The sequence below is a fragment of the Variovorax sp. YR566 genome, assembly GCF_051992195.1.
Classification (GTDB): Bacteria; Pseudomonadota; Gammaproteobacteria; order Burkholderiales; family Burkholderiaceae_C; genus Variovorax.
Genome location: NZ_CP197092.1, coordinates 4,245,150 through 4,266,785, shown reverse-complemented (window position 1 = coordinate 4,266,785; position 21,636 = coordinate 4,245,150). Strand labels below are relative to the sequence as shown.

General features: G+C 65.3%; 17 protein-coding genes and 3 tRNA genes. 11 read left to right on the top strand and 9 right to left on the bottom strand.

Features of this window, described 5'->3' with window-relative positions:
* Positions 1 to 44 precede the first annotated feature (44 nt).
* From tig to ACTG4X_RS20000, 9 genes are all read left to right on the top strand, one after another.
* Positions 45 to 1,361, top strand: a complete 1,317-nt coding sequence (gene tig, locus ACTG4X_RS20040; RefSeq protein ID WP_093056453.1) for a trigger factor — start codon at positions 45 to 47, stop codon at positions 1,359 to 1,361.
* Between the two features lie 116 nt (positions 1,362 to 1,477).
* A complete protein-coding gene (gene clpP, locus ACTG4X_RS20035; protein WP_093056454.1) occupies positions 1,478 to 2,086 on the top strand; it encodes an ATP-dependent Clp endopeptidase proteolytic subunit ClpP in 609 nt (202 codons plus the stop codon).
* Between the two features lie 110 nt (positions 2,087 to 2,196).
* On the top strand, positions 2,197 to 3,462 hold the full coding sequence (gene clpX / locus ACTG4X_RS20030) for an ATP-dependent Clp protease ATP-binding subunit ClpX (protein ID WP_007829783.1): 1,266 nt from the start codon (positions 2,197 to 2,199) through the stop codon (positions 3,460 to 3,462).
* Positions 3,463 to 3,485: 23 nt separating this feature from the next.
* Positions 3,486 to 5,927: an endopeptidase La gene (lon, locus tag ACTG4X_RS20025; protein ID WP_093056455.1), complete on the top strand. Its 2,442-nt coding sequence runs from the start codon at positions 3,486 to 3,488 to the stop codon at positions 5,925 to 5,927.
* 61 nt (positions 5,928 to 5,988) lie between these two features.
* Positions 5,989 to 6,064, top strand: a tRNA-Gly gene (locus tag ACTG4X_RS20020).
* Positions 6,065 to 6,127: 63 nt separating this feature from the next.
* A tRNA-Cys gene (locus tag ACTG4X_RS20015) sits at positions 6,128 to 6,201 on the top strand.
* A 100-nt stretch (positions 6,202 to 6,301) separates the two neighbouring features.
* A tRNA-Leu gene (locus ACTG4X_RS20010) sits at positions 6,302 to 6,393 on the top strand.
* A 20-nt stretch (positions 6,394 to 6,413) separates the two neighbouring features.
* Entirely contained in the window at positions 6,414 to 7,055 is a 642-nt protein-coding gene (locus ACTG4X_RS20005) for a DUF6806 family protein (RefSeq protein WP_093056456.1), read from the top strand.
* Positions 7,056 to 7,083: 28 nt separating this feature from the next.
* Positions 7,084 to 8,385, top strand: a complete 1,302-nt coding sequence (locus ACTG4X_RS20000) for an MFS transporter (RefSeq protein ID WP_440531715.1) — start codon at positions 7,084 to 7,086, stop codon at positions 8,383 to 8,385.
* Between the two features lie 7 nt (positions 8,386 to 8,392).
* Here the strand turns inward: ACTG4X_RS20000 and ACTG4X_RS19995 are convergent, their stop codons facing one another.
* The 7 genes from ACTG4X_RS19995 to proV form a co-directional block, all read right to left on the bottom strand.
* Positions 8,393 to 10,588: an Ig-like domain-containing protein gene (locus ACTG4X_RS19995; RefSeq protein ID WP_440531714.1), complete on the bottom strand. Its 2,196-nt coding sequence runs from the start codon at positions 10,586 to 10,588 to the stop codon at positions 8,393 to 8,395.
* An 89-nt stretch (positions 10,589 to 10,677) separates the two neighbouring features.
* Positions 10,678 to 11,457 (bottom strand): hypothetical protein, encoded by a 780-nt coding sequence (locus ACTG4X_RS19990; RefSeq protein WP_093056459.1) that lies wholly within the window; start codon positions 11,455 to 11,457, stop codon positions 10,678 to 10,680.
* A gap of 13 nt (positions 11,458 to 11,470) precedes the next feature.
* A complete protein-coding gene (gene murI, locus ACTG4X_RS19985) occupies positions 11,471 to 12,262 on the bottom strand; it encodes a glutamate racemase (protein WP_093073760.1) in 792 nt (263 codons plus the stop codon).
* The gene (locus ACTG4X_RS19980; protein WP_093056461.1) at positions 12,259 to 13,812 is read right to left on the bottom strand and encodes a fumarate hydratase; all 1,554 of its coding nucleotides are present in this window, start codon (positions 13,810 to 13,812) and stop codon (positions 12,259 to 12,261) included. Before ACTG4X_RS19980 ends, murI begins: the two co-directional genes overlap by 4 nt.
* 57 nt (positions 13,813 to 13,869) lie before the next feature.
* Complete coding sequence (proX, locus tag ACTG4X_RS19975; protein WP_440531713.1) at positions 13,870 to 14,886, bottom strand: glycine betaine/L-proline ABC transporter substrate-binding protein ProX; 1,017 nt, start codon at positions 14,884 to 14,886, stop codon at positions 13,870 to 13,872.
* A 22-nt stretch (positions 14,887 to 14,908) separates the two neighbouring features.
* Positions 14,909 to 16,054 (bottom strand): glycine betaine/L-proline ABC transporter permease ProW, encoded by a 1,146-nt coding sequence (gene proW / locus ACTG4X_RS19970; RefSeq protein WP_440531712.1) that lies wholly within the window; start codon positions 16,052 to 16,054, stop codon positions 14,909 to 14,911.
* A 20-nt stretch (positions 16,055 to 16,074) separates the two neighbouring features.
* Entirely contained in the window at positions 16,075 to 17,328 is a 1,254-nt protein-coding gene (gene proV / locus ACTG4X_RS19965; protein ID WP_093073766.1) for a glycine betaine/L-proline ABC transporter ATP-binding protein ProV, read from the bottom strand.
* Positions 17,329 to 17,852: 524 nt separating this feature from the next.
* Here proV and fumC point away from each other — a divergent pair.
* Positions 17,853 to 19,250: a class II fumarate hydratase gene (gene fumC / locus ACTG4X_RS19960; protein WP_093056465.1), complete on the top strand. Its 1,398-nt coding sequence runs from the start codon at positions 17,853 to 17,855 to the stop codon at positions 19,248 to 19,250.
* Positions 19,251 to 19,297: 47 nt separating this feature from the next.
* Here the strand turns inward: fumC and ACTG4X_RS19955 are convergent, their stop codons facing one another.
* Positions 19,298 to 19,915 (bottom strand): NAD(P)-dependent oxidoreductase, encoded by a 618-nt coding sequence (locus tag ACTG4X_RS19955; RefSeq protein WP_440531711.1) that lies wholly within the window; start codon positions 19,913 to 19,915, stop codon positions 19,298 to 19,300.
* A gap of 105 nt (positions 19,916 to 20,020) precedes the next feature.
* Between ACTG4X_RS19955 and ACTG4X_RS19950 the strand changes: the two genes are divergently transcribed.
* Positions 20,021 to 20,938, top strand: coding sequence for a LysR family transcriptional regulator (locus ACTG4X_RS19950; protein ID WP_093056467.1), 918 nt, complete (start codon positions 20,021 to 20,023; stop codon positions 20,936 to 20,938).
* Positions 20,939 to 20,948: 10 nt separating this feature from the next.
* Here the strand turns inward: ACTG4X_RS19950 and ACTG4X_RS19945 are convergent, their stop codons facing one another.
* Entirely contained in the window at positions 20,949 to 21,584 is a 636-nt protein-coding gene (locus ACTG4X_RS19945; protein ID WP_093056468.1) for a YqhA family protein, read from the bottom strand.
* Positions 21,585 to 21,636: the final 52 nt, after the last annotated feature.

The following is a 21,636-nucleotide window of genomic DNA, read 5'->3' as shown; positions in this document are numbered from 1 at the left end:
AAGATGCAGGCCCCGCGCACCAGCCCCCTCACAAGGAAGACATCATGACCGTGAACGTTGAAACTCTCGAGAAGCTCGAACGCAAGATCACGCTGACCCTGCCGGTCGGCACCATCCAGTCCGAAGTCGATTCGCGCCTCAAGAAGCTCGCGCGCACCGTCAAGATGGACGGCTTCCGTCCCGGCAAGGTGCCGATGAACGTCGTGGCCCAGCGCTATGGCTACTCGGTGCACTACGAAGTCATGAACGACAAGGTCGGCGAGGCCTTCTCGCAAGCCGCCAACGAAGCCAAGCTGCGCGTTGCCGGCCAGCCCCGCATCACTGAAAAAGAAGACGCACCCGAAGGCGAACTGGCCTTCGACGCGGTCTTCGAAGTGTTCCCCGAAGTCAAGATCAACGACCTGTCCGGCGCCGAAGTCGAGAAGCTCTCGGCCGAAGTGGGCGACGACGCGATCGACAAGACGCTCGACATCCTGCGCAAGCAACGCCGCACCTTCGCCCAGCGCGCGCAAGACGCTGTTGCGCAAGACGACGACCGCGTGACTGTCGACTTCGAAGGCAAGATCGACGGTGAGCCCTTCCAGGGCGGCAAGGCCGAAGACTTCCAGTTCGTCGTCGGCGAAGGCCAGATGCTCAAGGAATTCGAAGACGCCGTGCGCGGCATGAAGGCTGGCGACAGTCGCACCTTCCCGCTGTCGTTCCCGGCCGACTACCACGGCAAGGACGTGGCCGGCAAGCAAGCCGACTTCATGGTCACCCTGAAGAAGATCGAAGCCTCGCACCTGCCCGAAGTCAACGAGCAGCTGGCCAAGTCGCTCGGCATCGCCGAAGCCACGGTCGAAGGCCTGCGCGCCGACATCAAGCGCAACCTCGAGCGCGAAGTGAAGTTCCGCCTGCTGGCCCGCAACAAGAACGCCGTGATGGACGCCCTGGTGGCCAATGCCGAGCTCGACCTGCCGAACGCCAGCGTGCAGTCGGAAGTCAATCGCATGGTCGAAGGCGCCCGCGCCGAGCTCAAGCAGCGCGGCATCAAGGACGCCGACAAGGCCCCGATCCCCGACGAAGTGTTCCGCCCGCAAGCCGAGCGCCGAGTGCGCCTGGGCCTCGTGGTGGCCGAGCTGGTGCGTGCCAACAACCTGCAGGCCAAGCCCGAGCAGATCAAGGCCCACATCGACGAACTGGCCGCCAGCTACGAAAAGCCGGCCGACGTGGTGCGCTGGTACTTCAGCGACAACAACCGCCTGGCCGAAGTCGAAGCCGTTGTCATCGAGAACAACGTGACCGATTTCGTCCTGGGCAAGGCCAAGGTCAACGAAAAGTCGGTGTCGTTCGACGAACTGATGGCGCAACAGCAAGGCTGATTTCCGCCGCCGCCCGCTACGCCAATGGGGCTTGTGCTTTGCGGCACGAGCCCCATTTCACTCTGGCGTACAGTGCAAACAGCAGTGAACGATCCCATCTTCCGGAGAGAAAATTCATGATCGCAAACGAAATTCAAGGCCTCGGCATGGTTCCGATGGTCATCGAGCAGTCGGGCCGCGGCGAGCGGTCTTATGACATCTATTCGCGTCTCCTCAAGGAACGCATCATTTTCCTGGTGGGCGAGGTCAACGACCAGACGGCCAATCTCGTGGTGGCCCAGCTGCTGTTCCTCGAGAGCGAAAACCCGGACAAGGACATCTCGTTCTACATCAACTCCCCAGGCGGCAGCGTGAGCGCCGGCATGGCGATCTACGACACCATGCAGTTCATCAAGCCTGACGTGTCGACCATGTGCCTCGGTTTTGCGGCCAGCATGGGCGCCTTCCTGCTGGCGGCCGGCGAGAAGGGAAAGCGTTTCTCGCTGCCCAACTCGAAGATCATGATCCACCAGGTGCTGGGCGGCGCACGCGGCCAGGCGACCGACATCGAGATCCATGCGCGCGACATCCTGCGCACCAAGGACCAGATGAATCGCATCCTGGCCGAGCGCACCGGCCAGCCGCTGGAAAAGGTCAAGGCCGACACCGAGCGCGACTATTTCCTCACGGCTGACGAGGCCAAGGAATACGGTCTGGTGGACCAGGTCGTCGCCAAGCGCGGTTAAAGCTGCGGGGCGCCGGTGGCGCCAAATGGCAAAAAACGGCGTTTTCCACACGGGAAACGCCGTTTTTGTTTAGTTATCATTGTGCATACCCTGTCACGAGGCAAAAGTCCATGGCCGATAAAAAAGGCTCTTCCAGCGAAAAAACGCTTTATTGCTCGTTCTGCGGCAAGAGCCAGCACGAGGTCAAGAAGCTGATCGCGGGCCCTTCGGTCTTCATCTGCGACGAGTGCATCGACCTTTGCAACGAGATCATCCGCGACGAGCTCCCCGCGGGCGAAGAAGCGCGTGAAGCACGCAGCGATCTGCCGACTCCGCTGGAGATCAAGACCAATCTCGACAACTACGTGATCGGCCAGGAGCCGGCCAAGCGCATGCTGTCGGTGGCGGTCTACAACCACTACAAGCGCCTGCGCCACAAGGAAAAGGCCAAGGGCGACGATGTCGAACTCAGCAAGAGCAACATCCTGCTGATCGGCCCCACGGGCTCGGGCAAGACGCTGCTGGCGCAAACGCTCGCGCGCATGCTCGACGTGCCTTTCGTGATGGCCGACGCCACCACGCTGACCGAAGCCGGTTACGTGGGCGAGGACGTCGAGAACATCATCCAGAAGCTGCTGCAGAGCTGCAACTACGAGGTCGAACGCGCCCAGCGCGGCATCGTCTACATCGACGAAATCGACAAGATCTCGCGCAAGTCCGACAACCCCTCGATCACCCGCGACGTGTCGGGCGAGGGCGTGCAGCAGGCCTTGCTGAAGCTCATCGAAGGCACGATGGCCAGCGTGCCGCCGCAAGGCGGGCGCAAGCACCCGAATCAAGACTTCCTGCAGATCGACACGACGAACATCCTGTTCATCTGCGGCGGTGCGTTCGCGGGCCTCGAGAAGGTCATCGAAAACCGCACCGAGGCCTCGGGCATTGGCTTCGGCGCCGCGGTCAAGAGCAAGGCCCAACGTAGCATCACCGAGGTGTTCCGCGAAGTCGAACCCGAAGACCTGATCAAGTTCGGCCTGATCCCCGAACTCGTGGGCCGCATGCCCGTGGTCGCATCGCTCGCGGAACTCAGCGAGGATGCGCTGGTCCAGATCCTGACCGAGCCCAAGAATGCCGTGGTGAAGCAGTTCACCAAGCTGCTGCAGATGGAAGGCGTGGACCTCGAGATTCGCCCTGCGGCGCTCAAGGCGATCGCTCGCAAGGCCCTGGCCCGCAAGACCGGTGCACGCGGTTTGCGCTCGATCCTTGAACAGTCGCTGATCGACACCATGTTCGAATTGCCGAACGCGACCAATGTCGACAAGGTGGTGGTCGAGGAATCGACCATCGACGAAAACAAGCCCCCGCTGCTCGTGTACCGCGAAGCGGCGAAAAAGGCCTAAAGCCAAAGACGCGAAGGATCTGCATGTCTGGCCATACCCCTCTGCCTCCCGAAGCCCTCGACCTGCCGCTGCTGCCGCTGCGCGACGTCGTGGTGTTTCCCCACATGGTGATCCCGCTCTTCGTGGGTCGCCCCAAGAGCATCAAGGCGCTCGAGCTGGCCATGGAGGCGGAGCGCCGCATCATGCTGGTGGCCCAGAAGGCCGCTGCCAAGGACGAGCCCTCGGTCGAGGACATGTTCGAGGTCGGCTGCGTCTCGACCATCCTGCAGATGCTCAAGCTGCCCGACGGCACGGTGAAGGTGCTGGTCGAAGGCCAGCAGCGCGCACGCGTGAACCGCATCGATGACGGCGAGACGCACTTCTCGGCCAACGTGACGCCCGTCGAGGCGCCCGAGGGCGGCGAGAAGGGTACCGAGGTCGAGGCGCTGCGCCGCGCGGTGATGCAGCAGTTCGACCAGTACGTCAAGCTGAACAAGAAGATTCCGCCCGAAATCCTGACCTCGATCTCGAGCATCGACGATCCGGGCCGCCTTGCGGACACCATCGCAGCGCACCTGCCGCTCAAGCTCGACAACAAGCAGGCCGTGCTCGACCTCGACGACGTCAAGGCGCGCCTGGAGAACCTGTTTGGCCAGCTCGAGCGCGAAGTCGACATCCTCAACGTCGACAAGAAGATCCGTGGCCGCGTGAAGCGCCAGATGGAAAAGAACCAGCGCGACTTCTACCTCAACGAGCAGGTCAAGGCCATCCAGAAGGAGCTCGGCGAAGGCGAAGAGGGCGCGGACATCGAGGAGATCGAGAAGAAGATCAAGCTCGCGAAGATGTCGAAGGAAGGCCTGAAGAAGGCCGAGGGCGAGCTCAAGAAGCTCAAACTGATGTCGCCCATGTCGGCCGAAGCCACGGTGGTGCGCAACTACATCGACGTGCTCATCGGCCTGCCGTGGAGCAAGAAGACCAAGATCAAGCACGATCTGGCCAATGCCGAGGCCGTGCTCAATGCCGACCACTACGGCCTCGAGAAGGTCAAGGACCGCATCCTCGAATATCTCGCGGTGCAGCAACGCGTCGACAAGGTCAAGGCGCCGATCCTGTGCCTCGTGGGACCTCCGGGCGTGGGCAAGACTTCGCTGGGGCAGTCGATCGCCAAGGCGACCGGCCGCAAGTACACGCGCATGGCGCTGGGTGGCATGCGCGACGAAGCCGAGATCCGCGGCCACCGTCGCACCTACATCGGCGCACTGCCGGGCAAGGTGCTGCAGGGCCTGAGCAAGATCGGCACGCGCAATCCGCTGTTCCTGCTCGACGAAATCGACAAGCTGGGCACGGACTTCCGCGGCGACCCTTCGAGCGCGTTGCTCGAAGTGCTCGACCCCGAGCAGAACCACACCTTCGGCGACCACTACGTGGAAGTCGACTTCGACCTGAGCGACGTGATGTTCGTCGCCACATCGAACTCGATGAACATTCCGCCGGCGCTGCTGGACCGCATGGAAGTCATCCGCCTCTCGGGCTACACCGAGGACGAGAAGACGCACATCGCGATCAAGTACCTGCTGCCGAAGCAGTTGAAGAACAACGGCGTCAAGGAAGAAGAACTCCTTGTCACCGAAGAGGCCGTGCGTGACATCGTGCGCTACTACACGCGTGAAGCGGGTGTGCGTTCGCTCGAGCGCGAACTGTCCAAGATCTGCCGCAAGGTGGTGAAGGGCCTGCTGCTCAAGCAGTTCACGCCCAAGGTCACGGTCGACGGCACGAATCTCAACGAGTTTCTTGGCGTGCGCAAGTACAGCTTCGGCCTCGCAGAGAAGCAGAACCAGGTCGGCCAGGTGGTTGGCCTCGCATGGACCGAAGTCGGCGGTGACCTGCTGACGATCGAAGCCGTGACCATGCCCGGCAAGGGCGTGATCAGCCGCACCGGTTCGCTGGGCGACGTGATGAAGGAATCGGTCGAGGCCGCGCGCACGGTGGTGCGCAGCCGCTCGCGCCGCCTGGGCATCAAGGACGAGGCGTTCGAGAAGCGCGACATCCACATCCACGTGCCCGATGGCGCTACGCCGAAGGATGGCCCGAGCGCGGGCGCGGCGATGACGACGGCCTTCGTGTCGGCACTTACGGGCATCCCCGTGCGCAGCGACGTCGCGATGACTGGCGAGATCACGCTGCGCGGCGAGGTGACGGCCATCGGCGGCCTGAAGGAAAAGCTGCTGGCCGCGCTGCGCGGCGGCATCAAGACCGTGCTGATTCCGGAAGAGAACGCCAAGGACCTGCAGGAGATTCCCGAGAACGTGAAGAACGGCCTCGAGATCGTGCCTGTGAAGTGGATCGACAAGGTGCTCGAGATCGCTCTCGAGAAAATGCCCGAACCGCTGTCCGACGAAGAAGTGGCTGCATCCGCGGCTGCAGTGGCAGAACTGGCCAAGCAGCGCGCAGGGGCGCCAGCTTCGGAAGGCTCGGTCAAGCACTGACCGGTTGATCGCAAAACTTGTGGAGCCTCGAAAAACTGGTATATAATTCGAGGCTCGAAACGCGGGAATAGCTCAGTTGGTAGAGCGCAACCTTGCCAAGGTTGAGGTCGAGAGTTCGAGACTCTTTTCCCGCTCCAGTTTTGAAAAAGGGAAGCAACAGCTTCCCTTTTTTTCGCTAGTTCGATTTCGTATTTCTGCGTGGCGCGATAGCAAAGCGGTTATGCAACGGATTGCAAATCCGTCTAGCCCGGTTCGACTCCGGGTCGCGCCTCCACTCTCTCGGTTCAACCAGATTCGACTCCGACTACCAAGCCCCGCCAACCCACGTTGCCGGGGCTTGTTTTGTTTGGGTTATCGTCGATGTTCAACCTGACGCCCGGATGGTGAAATTGGTAGACACATCGGACTTAAAATCCGCCGCTTCCTTAATCGGGGCATACGGGTTCGACCCCCGTTCCGGGTACCAAACTTACAAGGGAGCATTCGATGCCTCGCTACAACGCTCCATTTGAGATCCATGTGCACGGCGACGTGCCGCTGCGTTCGGACGTCACCTTCGACCAGATCCAGGAAGCGCTCAAGCCGCTCTGGAAGTACGCCGGCGCCAAGTCGCTGGCCGACGGTGCCACGAGCACCTACGAAGAAGAACCCGGCATCCGTTTCGAGCAGAAGGACCACACGCTGCAGATGTGCTGGACCGTGCCCGGCGACGAAGATTTCCGCCAGGCGCTCGACGAGATGTGCATGGGCCTGAACGAGCTCTCCGAACGCGGTGCGGCCATCGAGGTCACCTTCTACGACACCGACTTCGACGAGGAAGAGGGCGACCCCGAAGAAGAATCGCGCGACGACTTCCTGATGCTGTTCGTCGGCCCGAACCCGGCCGCGATCATGCAGGTGCAGCGCGACCTGCTGGTGGAGGACGTCGTCAACCTCATGGAACGCCACTTCGACGGCGCCGAGCTGGGTGGCGTGGTCTCCGAGATCGATCGCCTCTTCAGCGATCGCTTCGACGCGCTGGTGAACTCGCTCGAAATCGGCAAGCGCCCGCGCGGCACCGGTGGACCGGGCAGCGGCGGCAGCGGTGGTGGCCATGGCGGCGGTCGCCGTCCGCGTCACCTGCACTAAGCAACCCCACGCCCCGGTCCAAGGCCGCATGGCCCTGTTTCCCGCCTCCGCGCTGCGCCCGGGCGTTCGCAAGCGCGAGGTGTTCGGTTGGGCGATGTACGACTTCGCCAACTCGGGCTACACCACGGTCGTCATCACGGCCGTGTTCGCCGCCTACTTCGTGGGTGGCATTGCCAAGGGCGCGCCGTGGGCCGCCTTCGCGTGGACAGCGGCGCTCAGTACCTCCTACGCAATCGTGATGCTCACGATGCCCGCCATCGGCGCCTGGGCCGACTTGCGCGCGGCCAAGAAGCGGGTGCTCGTTTTCGCGACCGTCGGCTGCGTCTTCGCGACAGCGGCGCTTGCCATCACGCCGGGTTTTTCGGGTGCATCCGGTGTCGCGCTGGCGATGGCGCTGGTGATCGTCTCCAACGCCTTCTATTCCTACGGCGAGTCCCTCACGGGTGCCTTCTTGCCCGAACTGGCCACGGCAGAGGGCATGGGCAAGGTCAGCGGATGGGGCTGGGCCTTCGGCTACGTCGGCGGCATGCTGGCGTTGGGCATCTGCCTGGCCTATGTGCTGTGGTCGCAATCGAAAGGTTTGCCGGCAGCGCATTTCGTGCCGGTGACTATGCTGATCACGGCAGTCATCTACGGTGGGGCCGCCTGCGTCACTTTCGTGTTGCTGCCCGAGCGCGCAAAGCCCCAGGCGGCCCGCGCGGAGCAGGGCGGTGCATGGCAGCAACTGCGCGCCACATACCGGCAGGCCCGTGCCTATCGCGACTTCATGTGGCTGCTTGCCTGCACGGTCTGCTACCAGGGCGGCGTGGCCGTGGCCATCACGCTTGCGGCGATCTACGCGGAGCAGGTGATCGGCTTCGTCGCGAGCGAAACCATGGTGCTGATCTTCGTGCTCAACATCGCGGCTGCGCTTGGCGCTTTCAGTTTCGGCTACATCCAGGACCGCATCGGCCACAAGGTCTCGCTGGCCGGCACGCTGGTCGCGTGGATCGCGGTCTGCGTGATCGCCGCGCTGGTGACGACCAAGGGCGGCTTCTGGTGGGCCGCCGCCATCGCAGGGCTCTCGATGGGATCGAGTCAATCGGCCGGTCGCGCCATGACGGGCTATCTGGCGCCGCCGCAACAGCTCGCAGAGTTCTTCGGGCTCTGGACCTTCGCGACGCGGCTGGCGAGCATCGTCGGCCCGCTGAGCTTCGGCGCCATCACGTGGATGACCGGCGGCAACCAGCGCATCGCGATCTTGTCGACCGCGGTGCTGTTCGTGGCGGGGCTGTTGCTGCTGCTGCCAATCAACATGCAGCGCGGCTGGCAAGCCGCGCTGCGTGCCTAGCCAACAATCAGGGCAGCTTGTCGCCGAACAGGCTGTCGTTGGTCAGCGGATAGCCGACTTCCGGTGCGTAGCGCTTGATCCAGTTCGCCGGGTCCTTCACGCGGGCAGCAAAGGCTGCCAGGTCCGAGCGGTCGAGCGAGCCGTTGTAGATCGCGTTGGTCTGGTTGGCGGGCAGCACCGTGAAGCTGATGCCTGTGCCGGCCGTCGTGACCGCGTCGGGGATGGTGCCCGCAGCACCGCCCAGCGTGATGGTCGCGAGGTGGTTGCCGACAGCGGTGATCTGTCCCGCCTGGCCGTTGTCCAGTCCGGCGATGGTGCCGCCCGCGATGGCGTAGATGGTTTCCGATTTGCCGATGCCGCCCGGCGATCCGAGCGTGAAGCCCTTGTCCGCAATCGGATTGCCGGTGACGTCGGTCTGGATGGTCACGATCGTGCCGGCCGGCAGGTTCTGGTCCGCAGTCCAGAAGAATGCTGTTTCGTTGGTGATGCCGGCGAATTCGGTCGTGCCCGCCTTGCGGTCGCGGTCGGTGAACAGCACTTGCGTGCCACCGTTCACGGCCTTCAGCAGTACGAAGGCATAAGCGTCGGGCGCTTCGGCATTGGCTGCCATGAAGAGCAGGTCGCCGGCCACCAGCGGTGTGGCGCCGGCAGTGGTCGTGAAGCTCAGCTTCGTCGCATCGGAAATACCCGCGAAGGCGTTGCCAGCCGCGTCGGTGATGGCATTGGCATCCACCGTGATGTAGTAGCCGGTGCTCAGCTCGAGCGGGGCCGTCGGCACCAGCTTCAGCACGTTGAAGGCCACCTGCAGGCGCGCGGCGAGGCTGTTGGTGTGGAAGGTCTCGATCACGCTGCCGTCGGCCTTGTGCAGCACGATGCTGCCCGAGCCCAGGCGCACGGCCTCGTTGAACGACAGCGTGATCGACGTGTCGAGGTTGACGCCCACGCGACCGGCCGCCGGCATTGACTTCTGCAGCTTCGGCGCGGCGGTGTCGACCCACGGCTTGCCGAGGCGCACGACGAAGCCGTCGAATTTCTGGTCGACGGCGGGCAGGTCTTTCGAGGCCGTCTTGCCGTCCCACTTGGTGTCGCCGTTGTCGAGCAGCAGTTGCACCTGCGTGCCGGCCGTCACGGGGCCAGGCACTTCGACGGTGGATTCGAAACTGCCGCCGGTTTCCTTGCGCAGCGCATCGAGGTCGTTCGACAGTTCCACCGGCGCGCTGTTCGGGTTGCCGTCCCATGCGAACAGGGCGAAGTTGCGGTCCACCTCGGGTACGGCGGCGCCAGCCGGGCCAGCGACGATCAGGTACTTGCCGTCGGTGCCCTTGTCGATGGAGCGGATGCCGCGGCCGCCCAGCTCCAGCTCGATGGGTGCGCCGAAGGTGGCTTGCGTGGTGGTGCCCGCCATCAGCGCGGCGTAGTTCTGCAGCGGCACGATCAATGCCTTGGCGCGTACTTGAGTGCCCGTCTGCGGGGCGCGGAAGCCGAGCCACAGGGCGGTGTCGCCCGGTGCGCTGGTCATGCCCTCGATGGAGAAGCCGTCGACGCGCTCGGGCACGATGCCGGCCGCGGCAGACACGGCAAAACCGAAGCGGTTGGCGCCGAGCCCATGGAGGTTGCCCGTGTCCCAGGCGATCAGCTGCGCTTCGAGCAGCGAGAACTGGCCGACATAGTCGAAGGCGGTGGCGGCGCCCGTGCCGCTGACCTTGACTGCGAAGAGGTGCGAACGGTCGGCGGCTGCGTCGGCGCCGTCCTTCTTGTTGCTGTTGGAGCCGGTGAAGTACAGCGTGTCTCCGATGCGCGTGCCGGCCTCCAGGTCGAGCTCCTTGGCCAGCTTCGGGCCTTCGAGCTCGTAGCTCCATTCCTTCACCGCGGCACCGCCGCCGCGCGGGTAGACGCGCAGCACGTTGGCCTCATCGTCCGCCACGATCATGAAGTTGTCGGGCAGCGCGATGGCGGTCGATGCGTCGGACGATCCCTTGGTGGTGCCCGCATTGGGCGTGAACCGTGCCTTCGACACGAGCTGGTCGGGCTCCGGCTGCGCGGCGGGCGGCTGGGCCGGTGGCGGCGCAGTGCTGGTGGGCGGAATGAATCCGCTGAAACCGCCTGAATTGTTACCACCGCCGCAGGCGCCCAGCAGCAACGCGAGTGCGCTGGCGAGCAACAGGGGCTTGAAGGGGATGCGGGTCTGGGAGGGTGAAGTCATTGTGCGCGGTAGTTCTTTTGGCTAAACCGCGCATCCTGTTACCTTAGTGTGACGGCTCGGTGAAAAACCGGCCGTGGGTCAGGCGCCCGTCAGGGCGTCTGTTGTTGCAGCGACTTCGGCACCTTGAAGCGCTCGCCGTCATAGCGCAGCGTGACCGTGTCGAACTTCGCGGGCAGTGCCTTTTCCACGCAGCCCTGGTCTTCCTGCTCCTGCGCACGGCTCTGCAGCAGCGTGCGCGACAGCTGCAGATCGGCAAAGCCGTTGCTGCTGCCCTTGCCGACCGACAGCATGGTGCGCAGCTTCTCGAAGTGGCCGGTGCAAGTGGAGTCCCACCCGCCGTGGTCGTGATCGAGCTCGATCTCCTGCAGCACCTGGCGCAACTGCTTGCCATGGTGCACGTAGAGCCGCACGGTTTCGCTGGCCAGGGGGCTGCCGGGCGCGTTGCTGCCCCGGTAGCGCACGCGCAGGCCGAAGGCGCGGGCCTCGGGCGACAGCACGTAGCGCGAGGTGTCGATGCGGATGTCCTGGATCGACGTGGTGGCGTCTTCGTCGAGTGCCTCGGGCTGCACGAGCCGGCCGATGACGGTGTCGCGATCGGTGTTGCCGTTGTCGGGGCGCTGGATCAGCAGGATTTCCAGGTCGAAGACCTTGGCGCCCCGGTCGGTGGTTTCGCGCGGCATCGGCAGCACGACGATGCTGCGTCCGGGAAAGGCCGGCCAGACCTTGCAGGCCGCGAGCCGCTCGTCGAGCGGGCGGTTGGGATGCAGCTTGGCATGCATGCGCTCGGCCAGTCCACTCTCGCAGGCCGCGTGGCTCAGGCCGGCGGCCGAGAGGCACAGGAGGAGGGCGGCGTGGCGCAGGAGACGCATGACTCGGACCAGGTCAGGTCGTGGCCGCAGCAGAAGGGAGCCCGAGCCATCGCGCGGCTGCGGCTTCGAGCACGGCGACGTCGCCGCTGCTCTGCAGAAGCAGGCCGCCACTGCCGCTGTCCGCCAGCTGGCCCGCCGCTGTCAACAGGCGCCGCGTCTGCTGCGCGACCGGCACGCCCGTGTCGATGAACCGCAGCGTGGCCGGCGCATGCCGGCGCAACTCGTCCTTCACGAGCGGGTAGTGGGTGCAGCCAAGCACCACCGTGTCGACTTCGCCAGGCGCATCGCCGAAGGGGCCGGCTTCGGCCATGTAGCGTTCGCACAGTGCCGCGATGCCCGCCGAGTCGAAGCCTTCGATGGCCTTCACGAGCCCGTCGCAGGGCACGGGACGGACATCGGCCGACCCGGCGAATGAGGCGCGCAGCGTGGCGTACTTGGCGCTGGCCAGCGTGCCGCGCGTGGCCATCACCGAGATACGCCCCGTACGGCTCGCGGCCACGGCGGGCTTGAGACCAGGTTCCAGCCCGACGATCGGCAGGTCGGGATTCTCGGCGCGCATCAGATGGATGGCAGCCGTGGTCGCCGTGTTGCAGGCCACCACGAGCGCCTTGATGCCGTGCTCGCGCCGCAGGTGTTCGACCACTGTGCGCGAGCGCTCGATCACATAGGCGTCTCCGCGCTCGCCGTACGGCGCATAGGCCGTGTCGGCGAAGTACACGAAGCGTTCGTGCGGCAGTTCGGCCCGCAGCGCGGCCAGCACGCTGAGCCCGCCGACTCCGCTGTCGAAGACGCCTACAGCGCTCAAGCTTCTTCCATCATGATGGTCTTGAACTCGCCGCTGGCAATGCGCTTCTGCCACTCGGCCGGGCCGGTGATGTGCGCGCTGGTGCCGCCGGCATCGACCGCCACCGTCACGGGCATGTCGACCACGTCGAATTCATAGATCGCTTCCATGCCCAGGTCTTCGAAGCCCACGACCTTGGCGGTCTTGATGGCCTTGCTCACGAGGTAGGCGGCGCCGCCCACGGCCATGAGGTAGGCGCTCTTGTGCTTCTTGATGGCCTCGATGGCAACCGGGCCGCGCTCGGCCTTGCCGATCATCGCGATCAGGCCGGTCTGCGCCAGCATCATTTCGGTGAAGCCGTCCATGCGCGTGGCGGTGGTCGGGCCGGCGGGGCCCACGGCTTCGTCGCCGACCGGATCGACCGGGCCGACGTAGTAGATGACGCGGTTGGTGAAGTCCACCGGCAGCTTCTCGCCCTTGGCCAGCATGTCCTGGATGCGCTTGTGCGCGGCGTCGCGGCCGGTGAGCATCTTGCCGTTGAGCAGCAGCGTGTCGCCCGGCTTCCAGCTTGCCACTTCGGCGGGCGTGAGCTTGTCGAGGTCGACGCGCTTGCTCTTCTTCTCGTCAGGCGCCCAGTTGACGTCGGGCCACAGGTCGAGCGACGGCGGGTCGAGGTAGACAGGGCCGCTGCCGTCCATCGTGAAGTGCGCGTGGCGGGTGGCCGCGCAGTTGGGGATCATCGCAACGGGCTTGCTCGCCGCATGCGTCGGGTACATCTGGATCTTGACGTCGAGCACGGTGGCCAGGCCGCCCAGGCCCTGTGCGCCGATGCCCAGCGCGTTGACCTTCTCGTACAGCTCGATGCGCAGCGCCTCGACCTTGCTCAGCTCGGCGCCCGACTTCTTCTTGGCCTGCAGCTCGTGCATGTCGAGGTCGTCCATCAGGCTTTCCTTGGCCATCAGCGCGGCCTTCTCGGCCGTGCCGCCGATGCCGATGCCCAGCATGCCCGGCGGGCACCAGCCGGCGCCCATGGTGGGCACGGTCTTGAGCACCCAGTCGACCACGCTGTCGCCGGGGTTCAGCATGACCAGCTTGCTCTTGTTCTCGCTGCCGCCGCCCTTGGCCGCGACCGTCACTTCAACGGTGTTGCCGGGAACGATCTCGGTGAAGATCACCGCGGGCGTGTTGTCCTTGGTGTTCTTGCGGTCGAACTGCGGATCGGCCACGACCGAGGCGCGCAGTGTGTTGTCGGGGTGGTTGTAGCCGCGGCGCACGCCTTCGTTGATGGCGTCGTCGAGGCTGCCGGTGAAGCCGCCCCAGCGCACGTCCATGCCCACCTTGAGGAACACGTTGACGATGCCGGTGTCCTGGCAGATCGGGCGCTGGCCCGTGGCGCTCATCTTGCTGTTGGTCAGGATCTGCGCGATGGCGTCCTTGGCCGCGGGGCTCTGCTCGCGCTCGTAGGCGCGGGCCAGGTGGGCGATGTAGTCGGCGGGGTGGTAGTAGCTGATGTACTGCAGCGCGGCGCTGATCGATTCGATCAGGTCGGCCTGCTGGATCGTGGTCGTCATGGTGGGGGGAGTTTTTTTGGAGTGTGAAACGCCCCCCGATTATCTCAGCCGACGCGCCTACCGCGCTGCGGCTCGGGCTTGCTCTATCCAGCCGTCGAACAGAGGACGGTGCACCCGGATCCACCCGTCGGTGTGCCGCTCCACGTCCTGCTGCGTGTTGGCGCCCTGGCTCATGCGCAGGTTCTGGGCATTGATGTCGCCGATCGGCAGCTTCATCACCTCGAAGAGCTTGGCCGCGGCCGGGTTCTTCTCGGCGAAGGCCCGGTTGGCGACGATCTGCTCCTGGTTGGCCTGGAAGCCGTAGTTCTTGCCGTTGGGCAGTTGCGTGTCGACGTTGCCGCCCTGCGAGGAACCTTGCGAGGACGAGAAGGGCACCTGCAGCCACACAACGTCAGTACCCGGGCGCAGCACTGCGCTCACCCAGTACGGCGTCCACGTGTAGTACAGCACCGGCTTGTCCTGCTTGAAGCGGGCGATGGTGTCGGCCATCAGCGCGGCGTAGCTGCCCTGCTTGTGCGTGACGGTGTCGCGCAGCTGATAGGCCGTGAGGTGGTTCTCGATGGCCAGCTCGCAGCCCCAGCCCGGGTTGCAGCCCGTCAGGTCGGCCTTGCCGTCGCCGTCTGCGTCGAACAGCTTCGCGATGGCAGGGTCCTTCAGCTGTGCGATGTTCGTGATGCCGTACTGCTCTGCCGTCTTGCGGTCGATCAGGTAGCCCTGCACGGCGCCGTCCGAGTACACGCCCTTGCGCCACAGCTTGGCGTCGCCGCCGCTGTTCTTGTAGAAGTCGGCGTGCAGCAGGCTCCAGTGGTTGGCCATGAAGGTGGCGTCGCCGTTGGCAATGGCCAGATGCTCGGTGGCGGGCTCCAGGTCTTTCATGGGCTCGACGGTGTAGCCGAGCTTTTCGAGTGCGCGCATCACGAGCAGCGTCTGGAAGGCTTCTTCCGCGAGCGAGCTTTTCAGCGGCTGCACGGTAACGCCCTTGCCGGGCAGGTCGTTGGCAGCATGGGCGGCCATGCCCGAGGCCACGAAGGCGAGGGCCAGCAGACCGCGTGCGATGAAACTGGTTTTCTTCATGCGTTGTGTTCCTCCGTGCGGCTTATTGCGCTTGCGTGGACAGGGCGGGAGCCGGCTGGTTGCCCGGTTGCGAGGGCGAACCCACAAGGCGCTGCAGCACTCGCAGCGCGAAGCCCGCCGGCCCGGTGTGCCACCAGCGGCGACCAGCGCTGCGGCGCGACTTGCCCATGGCTTGCGTCAGCCGGTCCAGCGAGATAGCCAACAGCACGATGCCGAGCCCGCCAACGGTCGCCAGGCCCATGTCGAGCCGGCCGATGCCGCGCAACACCATCTGGCCCAGGCCGCCCACGGCGATCATCGAGGCGATGACGACCATCGACAGCGACAGCATCAGCGCCTGGTTGATGCCCGCCATGATCGACGGCATGGCCAGCGGCAACTGCACCTTCACCAGCATCTGCCAGGGCGAAGCGCCGTAGGCGCGTGCGGCCTCGATGAGGTCGGGGCGCACCTGGCGCAGGCCGAGGTTGGTCAGGCGCACCAGCGGCGCCAGCGCGAAGATGATCGTCACGATCACGCCCGGCACGTTGCCGATGCCGAACAGCATCACCACCGGCACGAGGTACACGAACGCCGGCGTGGTCTGCATCGCGTCGAGCACCGGCCGCATGATTCGCTGCGCCCGGTCGCTGCTTGCCAGCAGCACGCCCAGCGGCAGGCCGATAACCATGCAGAACACCAGAGAGGTCAGCACCAGCGACAGCGTCACCATCGCCTCGGGCCAGATGCCGAGCATGGCCACGAGCAGCAGCGCCACCGTGGTGCCGATGGCCAGCGCGCGGCCGGCGAACTGCCAGGCGAAGAGGCCGATGAGGGCGATCATCGCCAGCGTGGGCAGGCCGGTGAGCAGGCCCTGCACCCAGTTCAGCGTGCTGTCGATGGGCAGGCGCACGGTCTGGAAGAAGGGGCGGAAGTGCTCGACCACCCAGCCGAGGCCCTGGTTGATCCACGATTCGACGGGCAGGGAGCCGTCCCAGAGGCGGTGCAGCTGGAAGCCGCTGGTGGCGGCGTCGGCTTGTCCCGCAAGTTGGTGGGCGGCGTTCACCGGCGCGTCGAGCCAGGCGCTGGTGGCCGAGGTGTCGGGCGCGGCCGAGAGCGCTTCCCACGGATCGACGAAGGCAGGAGCCGCGGGCGTGCTCAGGTCGGAAGGAAGTGTGTTGTCATTCATCGTTCAGGTCCTTCGTGAATTCAGTGCGGCTCGGCGGCGAGAGCAGGGGCAGCGTTGGGCAAGACGGGCTCGATCGGCGGCGTGTCGCGGTCGAGGAATTTCAGCAGCGTCGTCTTGCTGATCGCACCGCAGAAGCGGCCGTCGCTCGCCACCACCGGCAACGCGCACGGCGCCTGCGCGAGCTGGCCGATCAGGCCTGCCACGGGGGCTTCGGCGTCGATGCGCGGCAGCTCGTTGAGAAACGCGTGCTGCAGCCCCAGCGGGCCTGAATGTCCATCGAGCGCGCCGCGCAGCGTGTCCGCCGACACCACGCCGAGGAAGCGCTTGTTGGGGCTCGTCACGTAGGCGAAGTCGCGGTCCTGGTCTTCCAGCAGCTTGAGCGCCGCGCGCGCACCGCGCTCGGGGTGCTCGCACACCACGGTGAGCGATTTGCGCGCGATGTCCGCCGCCTTGAACACGGCCGCCGCGTCCACGCCGCGCACGAAGCTGCGCACGTAGTCGTTGGCGGGGCTGCGCAAGATCTCGTCGGGCGTGCCGACCTGGATCACCTGGCCGTCCTTCATGATCGCGATGCGGTCGCCGATGCGCATGGCTTCGTCGAGGTCGTGCGAGATGAAGACGATGGTGCGGCGCTGCTCCTGCTGCAGCCGCAGCAGCTCCGACTGCATTTCGGTGCGGATGATCGGGTCGAGGGCCGAGAAGGCCTCGTCCATCAGCAGGATCGACGGGTCCGAGGCCAATGCTCGCGCCAGGCCCACGCGCTGCTGCATGCCGCCCGAGAGCTCGTCGGGATAGCTGTCGCCCCAGCCCGCCAGCCCCACCTGCGCGAGCGCGAGGTCGGCCTGCGCCAGTCGCTCTTTCTTGCCCGTGCCCGAGAGTTCGAGGCCGAAGGCGGTGTTCTCGCGCACCGTCATGTGCGGCATCAGCGCGAACGACTGGAACACCATGCTGATGTCCTTGCGGCGCAGCGCGCGCAGCTTGGTGTCGGAGTGTTCGTTGATGTCCGCGCCGTCGATCACGATGCGGCCCGCGGTCGGTTCGATCAGCCGGTTCAAGAGGCGCACCAGCGTCGACTTGCCCGAACCCGAGAGACCCATGATGACGAAGATTTCTCCGGCCTGGATTTCGAAGGTGGCGTCGAACACGCCGATCGACTGGCCGGTGCGCGCCAGGATCTCCTTCTTGGAAAAACCTTGCCGGACCAGCTCCAGGGCTTGTTCGGGCTCGTCGCCGAACACCTTGAAGACATGGTCGATGAGAATTCCTTTGGCCATACGTCGGGGCTCCTTTGGTGAGGGGTTGACAGATCGCCACCCCCGCAAGGGCGACGCGACCACGCCCCCAGCCCATTGGATGGGCTGCCGACAGGCACTGAAGACGACATGGCGACGAAGCCAGTGCCCGCCGGATGCTTCATTCGCAGGGCAACGGGCCTGGTCGAGGGGCGCCGCCTGGATGAGCGTGACGTGGCAATGGGGACGGAAAAGATCCGGCCGGTTTGCCGGGCTGGGCCCGGCGGGAGAACCTTGCACCGCGACGGGATTCGGAGATCCGCGAGTAGTGAAGGGGTGACCTGCAAGTTCAAGAGAGCGGGGAACCCGAACTCATCATGACTTGTTGGTCGTCAGAAGCCTTCGATCATAACTTTTCGACATGATGCGGTCAAGGCGGGAGGCGTATCGTGATGTCAGCGGCCAGCCAATGGCCCCGTCAGATGCGAGCTATTCCTATTGGCCGATACTCGGGCTCGCGCCCGCCGAGCGGCGCGACCTTTCATGATCCTGCGGAGCTTTTTCTCATGACGACTTCCCCCAAGACCCGTGCCGAGCGCGATACCTTCGGACCGATCGACGTGCCGGCCGACAAGCTGTGGGGCGCGCAAACGCAGCGCTCGCTGCAGAACTTCGACATCTCCGGCGAGCAGCAGCCGCGCGAGATCATCAAGGCGCTGGCGCAGGTCAAGCGCGCATCGGCCGTGGTCAACCACGCGCTGGGCCTGCAGGACGAAAAGAAGACCAAGGCCATCGTGGCGGCCGCCGACGAAGTCATCGCCGGCAAGCACCCGGGCGAGTTCCCGCTGGTGGTCTGGCAGACCGGCTCGGGCACGCAGACCAACATGAACGTCAACGAGGTGCTGGCCAACCGCGCCAGCGAAATCCTCGGCGGCGAGCGCGGCGAAGGCCGCCTCGTGCACCCCAACGACGATGTGAACCGCAGCCAGTCGAGCAACGACGTGTTCCCGACCGCCATGCACGTGGCCGCCGTCGAGGCCATCACGCACAAGCTGCTGCCGGCCATTGCCAAGCTGCGCGGCACGCTGGAGCAGAAGTCCAAGGACTTCGCCGACATCGTGAAGATCGGCCGCACTCACCTGCAGGACGCCACGCCGCTTACGCTGGGCCAGGAGTTCTCGGGCTACGTGGCGCAGCTCGCGCACGGCGAGGCGCATGTGCGCGCCGCGCTGCCGCACCTGAGCGAACTGGCGCTGGGCGGCACGGCCGTCGGCACCGGGCTGAACGCGCCCAAGGGCTATGCGGAGCAGGTGGCCGCCGAACTGGCGAAGCTCACGGGCCTGCCGTTCGTGACCGCGCCGAACAAGTTCGAAGCGATGGCCAGCGTCGACGCGCTGGTGCACGCCCACGGCGCGCTGAAGACGCTCGCCGCCAGCATGAACAAGATCGCCAACGACGTGCGCTGGCTCGCGAGCGGGCCGCGCAGCGGCATCGGCGAACTGAGTATTCCCGAGAACGAACCGGGCTCGTCGATCATGCCGGGCAAGGTCAATCCGACCCAGAGCGAGGCCGTCACGATGCTGGCCGCGCAGGTGTTCGGCAACGACGTGGCCATCAACATCGGTGGCGCCTCGGGCAACTTCGAGCTGAACGTGTTCCGTCCGATGGTGGCGCACAACTTCCTGCAGAGCGTCCGCCTGCTGGCCGACGGCATGGTGAGCTTCAACGACCACTGCGCGGTGGGCATCGAGCCGAACCGCGAACGCATCACGGAGCTGGTGCAGCGTTCGCTGATGCTGGTGACGGCGCTGAATACGCACATCGGCTACGACAAGTCGGCTTACATCGCCAAGAAGGCGCACAAGGAAGGCACGAGCCTGCGCGAAGCGGCGATTGCCTCGGGGCACCTCACGGCCGAACAGTTCGACCAGTGGGTGGTGCCGGAGAACATGACTGGCCGTTGATTCGGTCAGCCCATTGAAAAAGGACCCTCATCGGGTCCTTTTTTGTTTCAGTAGCCGATCGTGTATCGCTGACGGGAGTGCGCCGGCTTTTCAAGCTCGTCGATGAACGCGATTGCGTAGTCCTCGAACGTGATCCAGCTGCGGCCTTCGGCGCTTACCAGCAGGTCGTCCTTGCCCAGGCGGAACTTGCCGGAGCGCTCGCCTTCGACGAACTCGGCCGAGGGCGACAGGAAGGTCCAGTCGAGTTCTTTCTCGTTGCGCAGCGTGTCGAGGAACACCCCGCCGGCCGAGGCTTCGGCGCGGTAGGCATCGGGAAAGTTCGGCGTGTCGATCACCTTCAGGCCGGGCGCCGCGAACAGGCTGCCGGCGCCGCCGACCACCAGCAGGCGCTTCACGCCCGCGCGCTTGACCGGCTCGATGATGGCCGCGGGCGGCACGGTGGAGAAGTGCGCGGCACTGAACACGGCGTCGTGGCCGGCCAGCGCTTTTTCGAGCGCTGCGCCATCGAGCACGTCGAGGTCGACGGCCTTCACGTTGGCGCGGCCTGCCAGCTTGTCGGTGGCCTTGCGGGCGATGGCCGTGACGGTGTGGCCGCGGCGCAGGGCTTCTTCCAGAAGGCGGCCGCCGGCGCGTCCGGTGGCGCCGATGATGGCGATGTGGCTCATGAGTGACTCCTGTGAAAGATCGGATGGGATGAACCGCATCTTAGGTTTCTGGTTTCGAAAGAAATACCTCGATTTGCGCGCTTGTTTATTCCTAAAATCGTTCGAATGGACCGATTGAACGCCATGCGCGTGTTTGTGAACGTGGTCGATTCGGGCAGCCTTTCGGCCGCCGCCGACAAGCTCGACATGTCCCGCCCGGTAGTCACGCGCTACGTCGCCGAACTGGAGCAATGGACCGGCGCGCGCCTGCTGCACCGCACGACGCGCCGCCTTAGCCTCACTGCGGCCGGCGAAGAGCTGCTGCCGCGTTGCCGCCAGGTGCTGGAGCTCACGGGCGACATGCAGGCAGCGGTGCGGCATCCGGCCGAGGCGCCGCGCGGGCAATTGCGCATCACCACCGGAACCTCGTTTGCGCAGGCGCAACTGGCCGACGCGATTGCCGACTATGTGCGGCTCTATCCGGCCGTGATGGTCGACCTGGTGCTGTTGGATCGAACCGTCAACCTCGTGGACGAGCGCATCGACCTCGCGATTCGTACGGCGGCAGAGATCGACCCCAATCTGATCGCTCGCCGGCTCACCACGTGCCGATCGGTGGTTTGCGCTTCACCCGCCTATCTGAAGGAGCACGGAAAACCCCTGCGCGTGGAAGAACTGGCCCAGCGCAACTGCCTCACGCATTCCTACTTTGGACGCAGCCTCTGGAACTTCACGCGCAAGGACAACGGGGAGCCGGTGTCCGTGGCTGTGGATGGCAATGTCTCCGCCAACGACGCGGCGAGCCTGATGTACCTGGCAAGGGCAGGGGCCGGCATTGCGATGCTGCCGACCTATCTCACGTCGGAGCTGCTGCAGAAGGGAGAACTGGTGCGGCTCTTCGGCGATTTCGAGCCGCAGGTGGTGGGCATGTATGCCGTGTACGCCTCTCGCAAGCACATGCCGGCCACCTTGCGCACGATGCTCGACTTCCTGGCCGAGCGATTCACCGAAGTGCCTGCGTGGGACGCGCCGCACGCAGGCTAGGGGGCGAGGCTCAGTGGCCGTCGCCGGCGTGGGGCGCCGGGGCCATCAGCCGGTCGGTGTAGGCAATGGCCATTGCCGAGAACAGGAAGGCGATATGGATCACGGTCTGCGCGATCAGCACGCGGTCGGTGTAGTTGTCCGCGTTGATGAAAGTCTTCAGCAGGTGGATGGAGCTGATGCCGATGATGGCGGTGGCCAGCTTCACCTTGAGCACCGAGGCGTTCACGTGGCTCAGCCATTCGGGCTGGTCGCGATGGCCTTCGAGGTCCATGCGGCTCACGAAGGTCTCGTAGCCGCCCACGATCACCATGATGAGCAGATTCGAGATCATCACCACGTCGATCAGCGCCAGCACCACCAGCATGATCACCGTCTCGTTGAGTGTGCCGACCGGCGCCGTGGTCTTGTAGCCGATGCTGGTAATGAGCGCCTGCAGTGCTTCCTTGCTGCCGAACGCGGCCTCGACCAGGTGCAGCAGCTCGACCAGGAAGTGCACGACGTACACGGCCTGCGCCACGATCAGCCCCAGGTAGAGCGGCAGCTGCAGCCAGCGGCTCGCGAAGATCAGCTTGGGCAGGGGACGCAGCGGTGAAGCGCGGGCTGGTACGGGCGGGTTCCGGGGGTCGAAAGGTTCGGGAGCGGACATCGGCAAGGCGGTGGTTGGGGACCGGGGATTCTAGAGGTGCCCCCGTGACGCA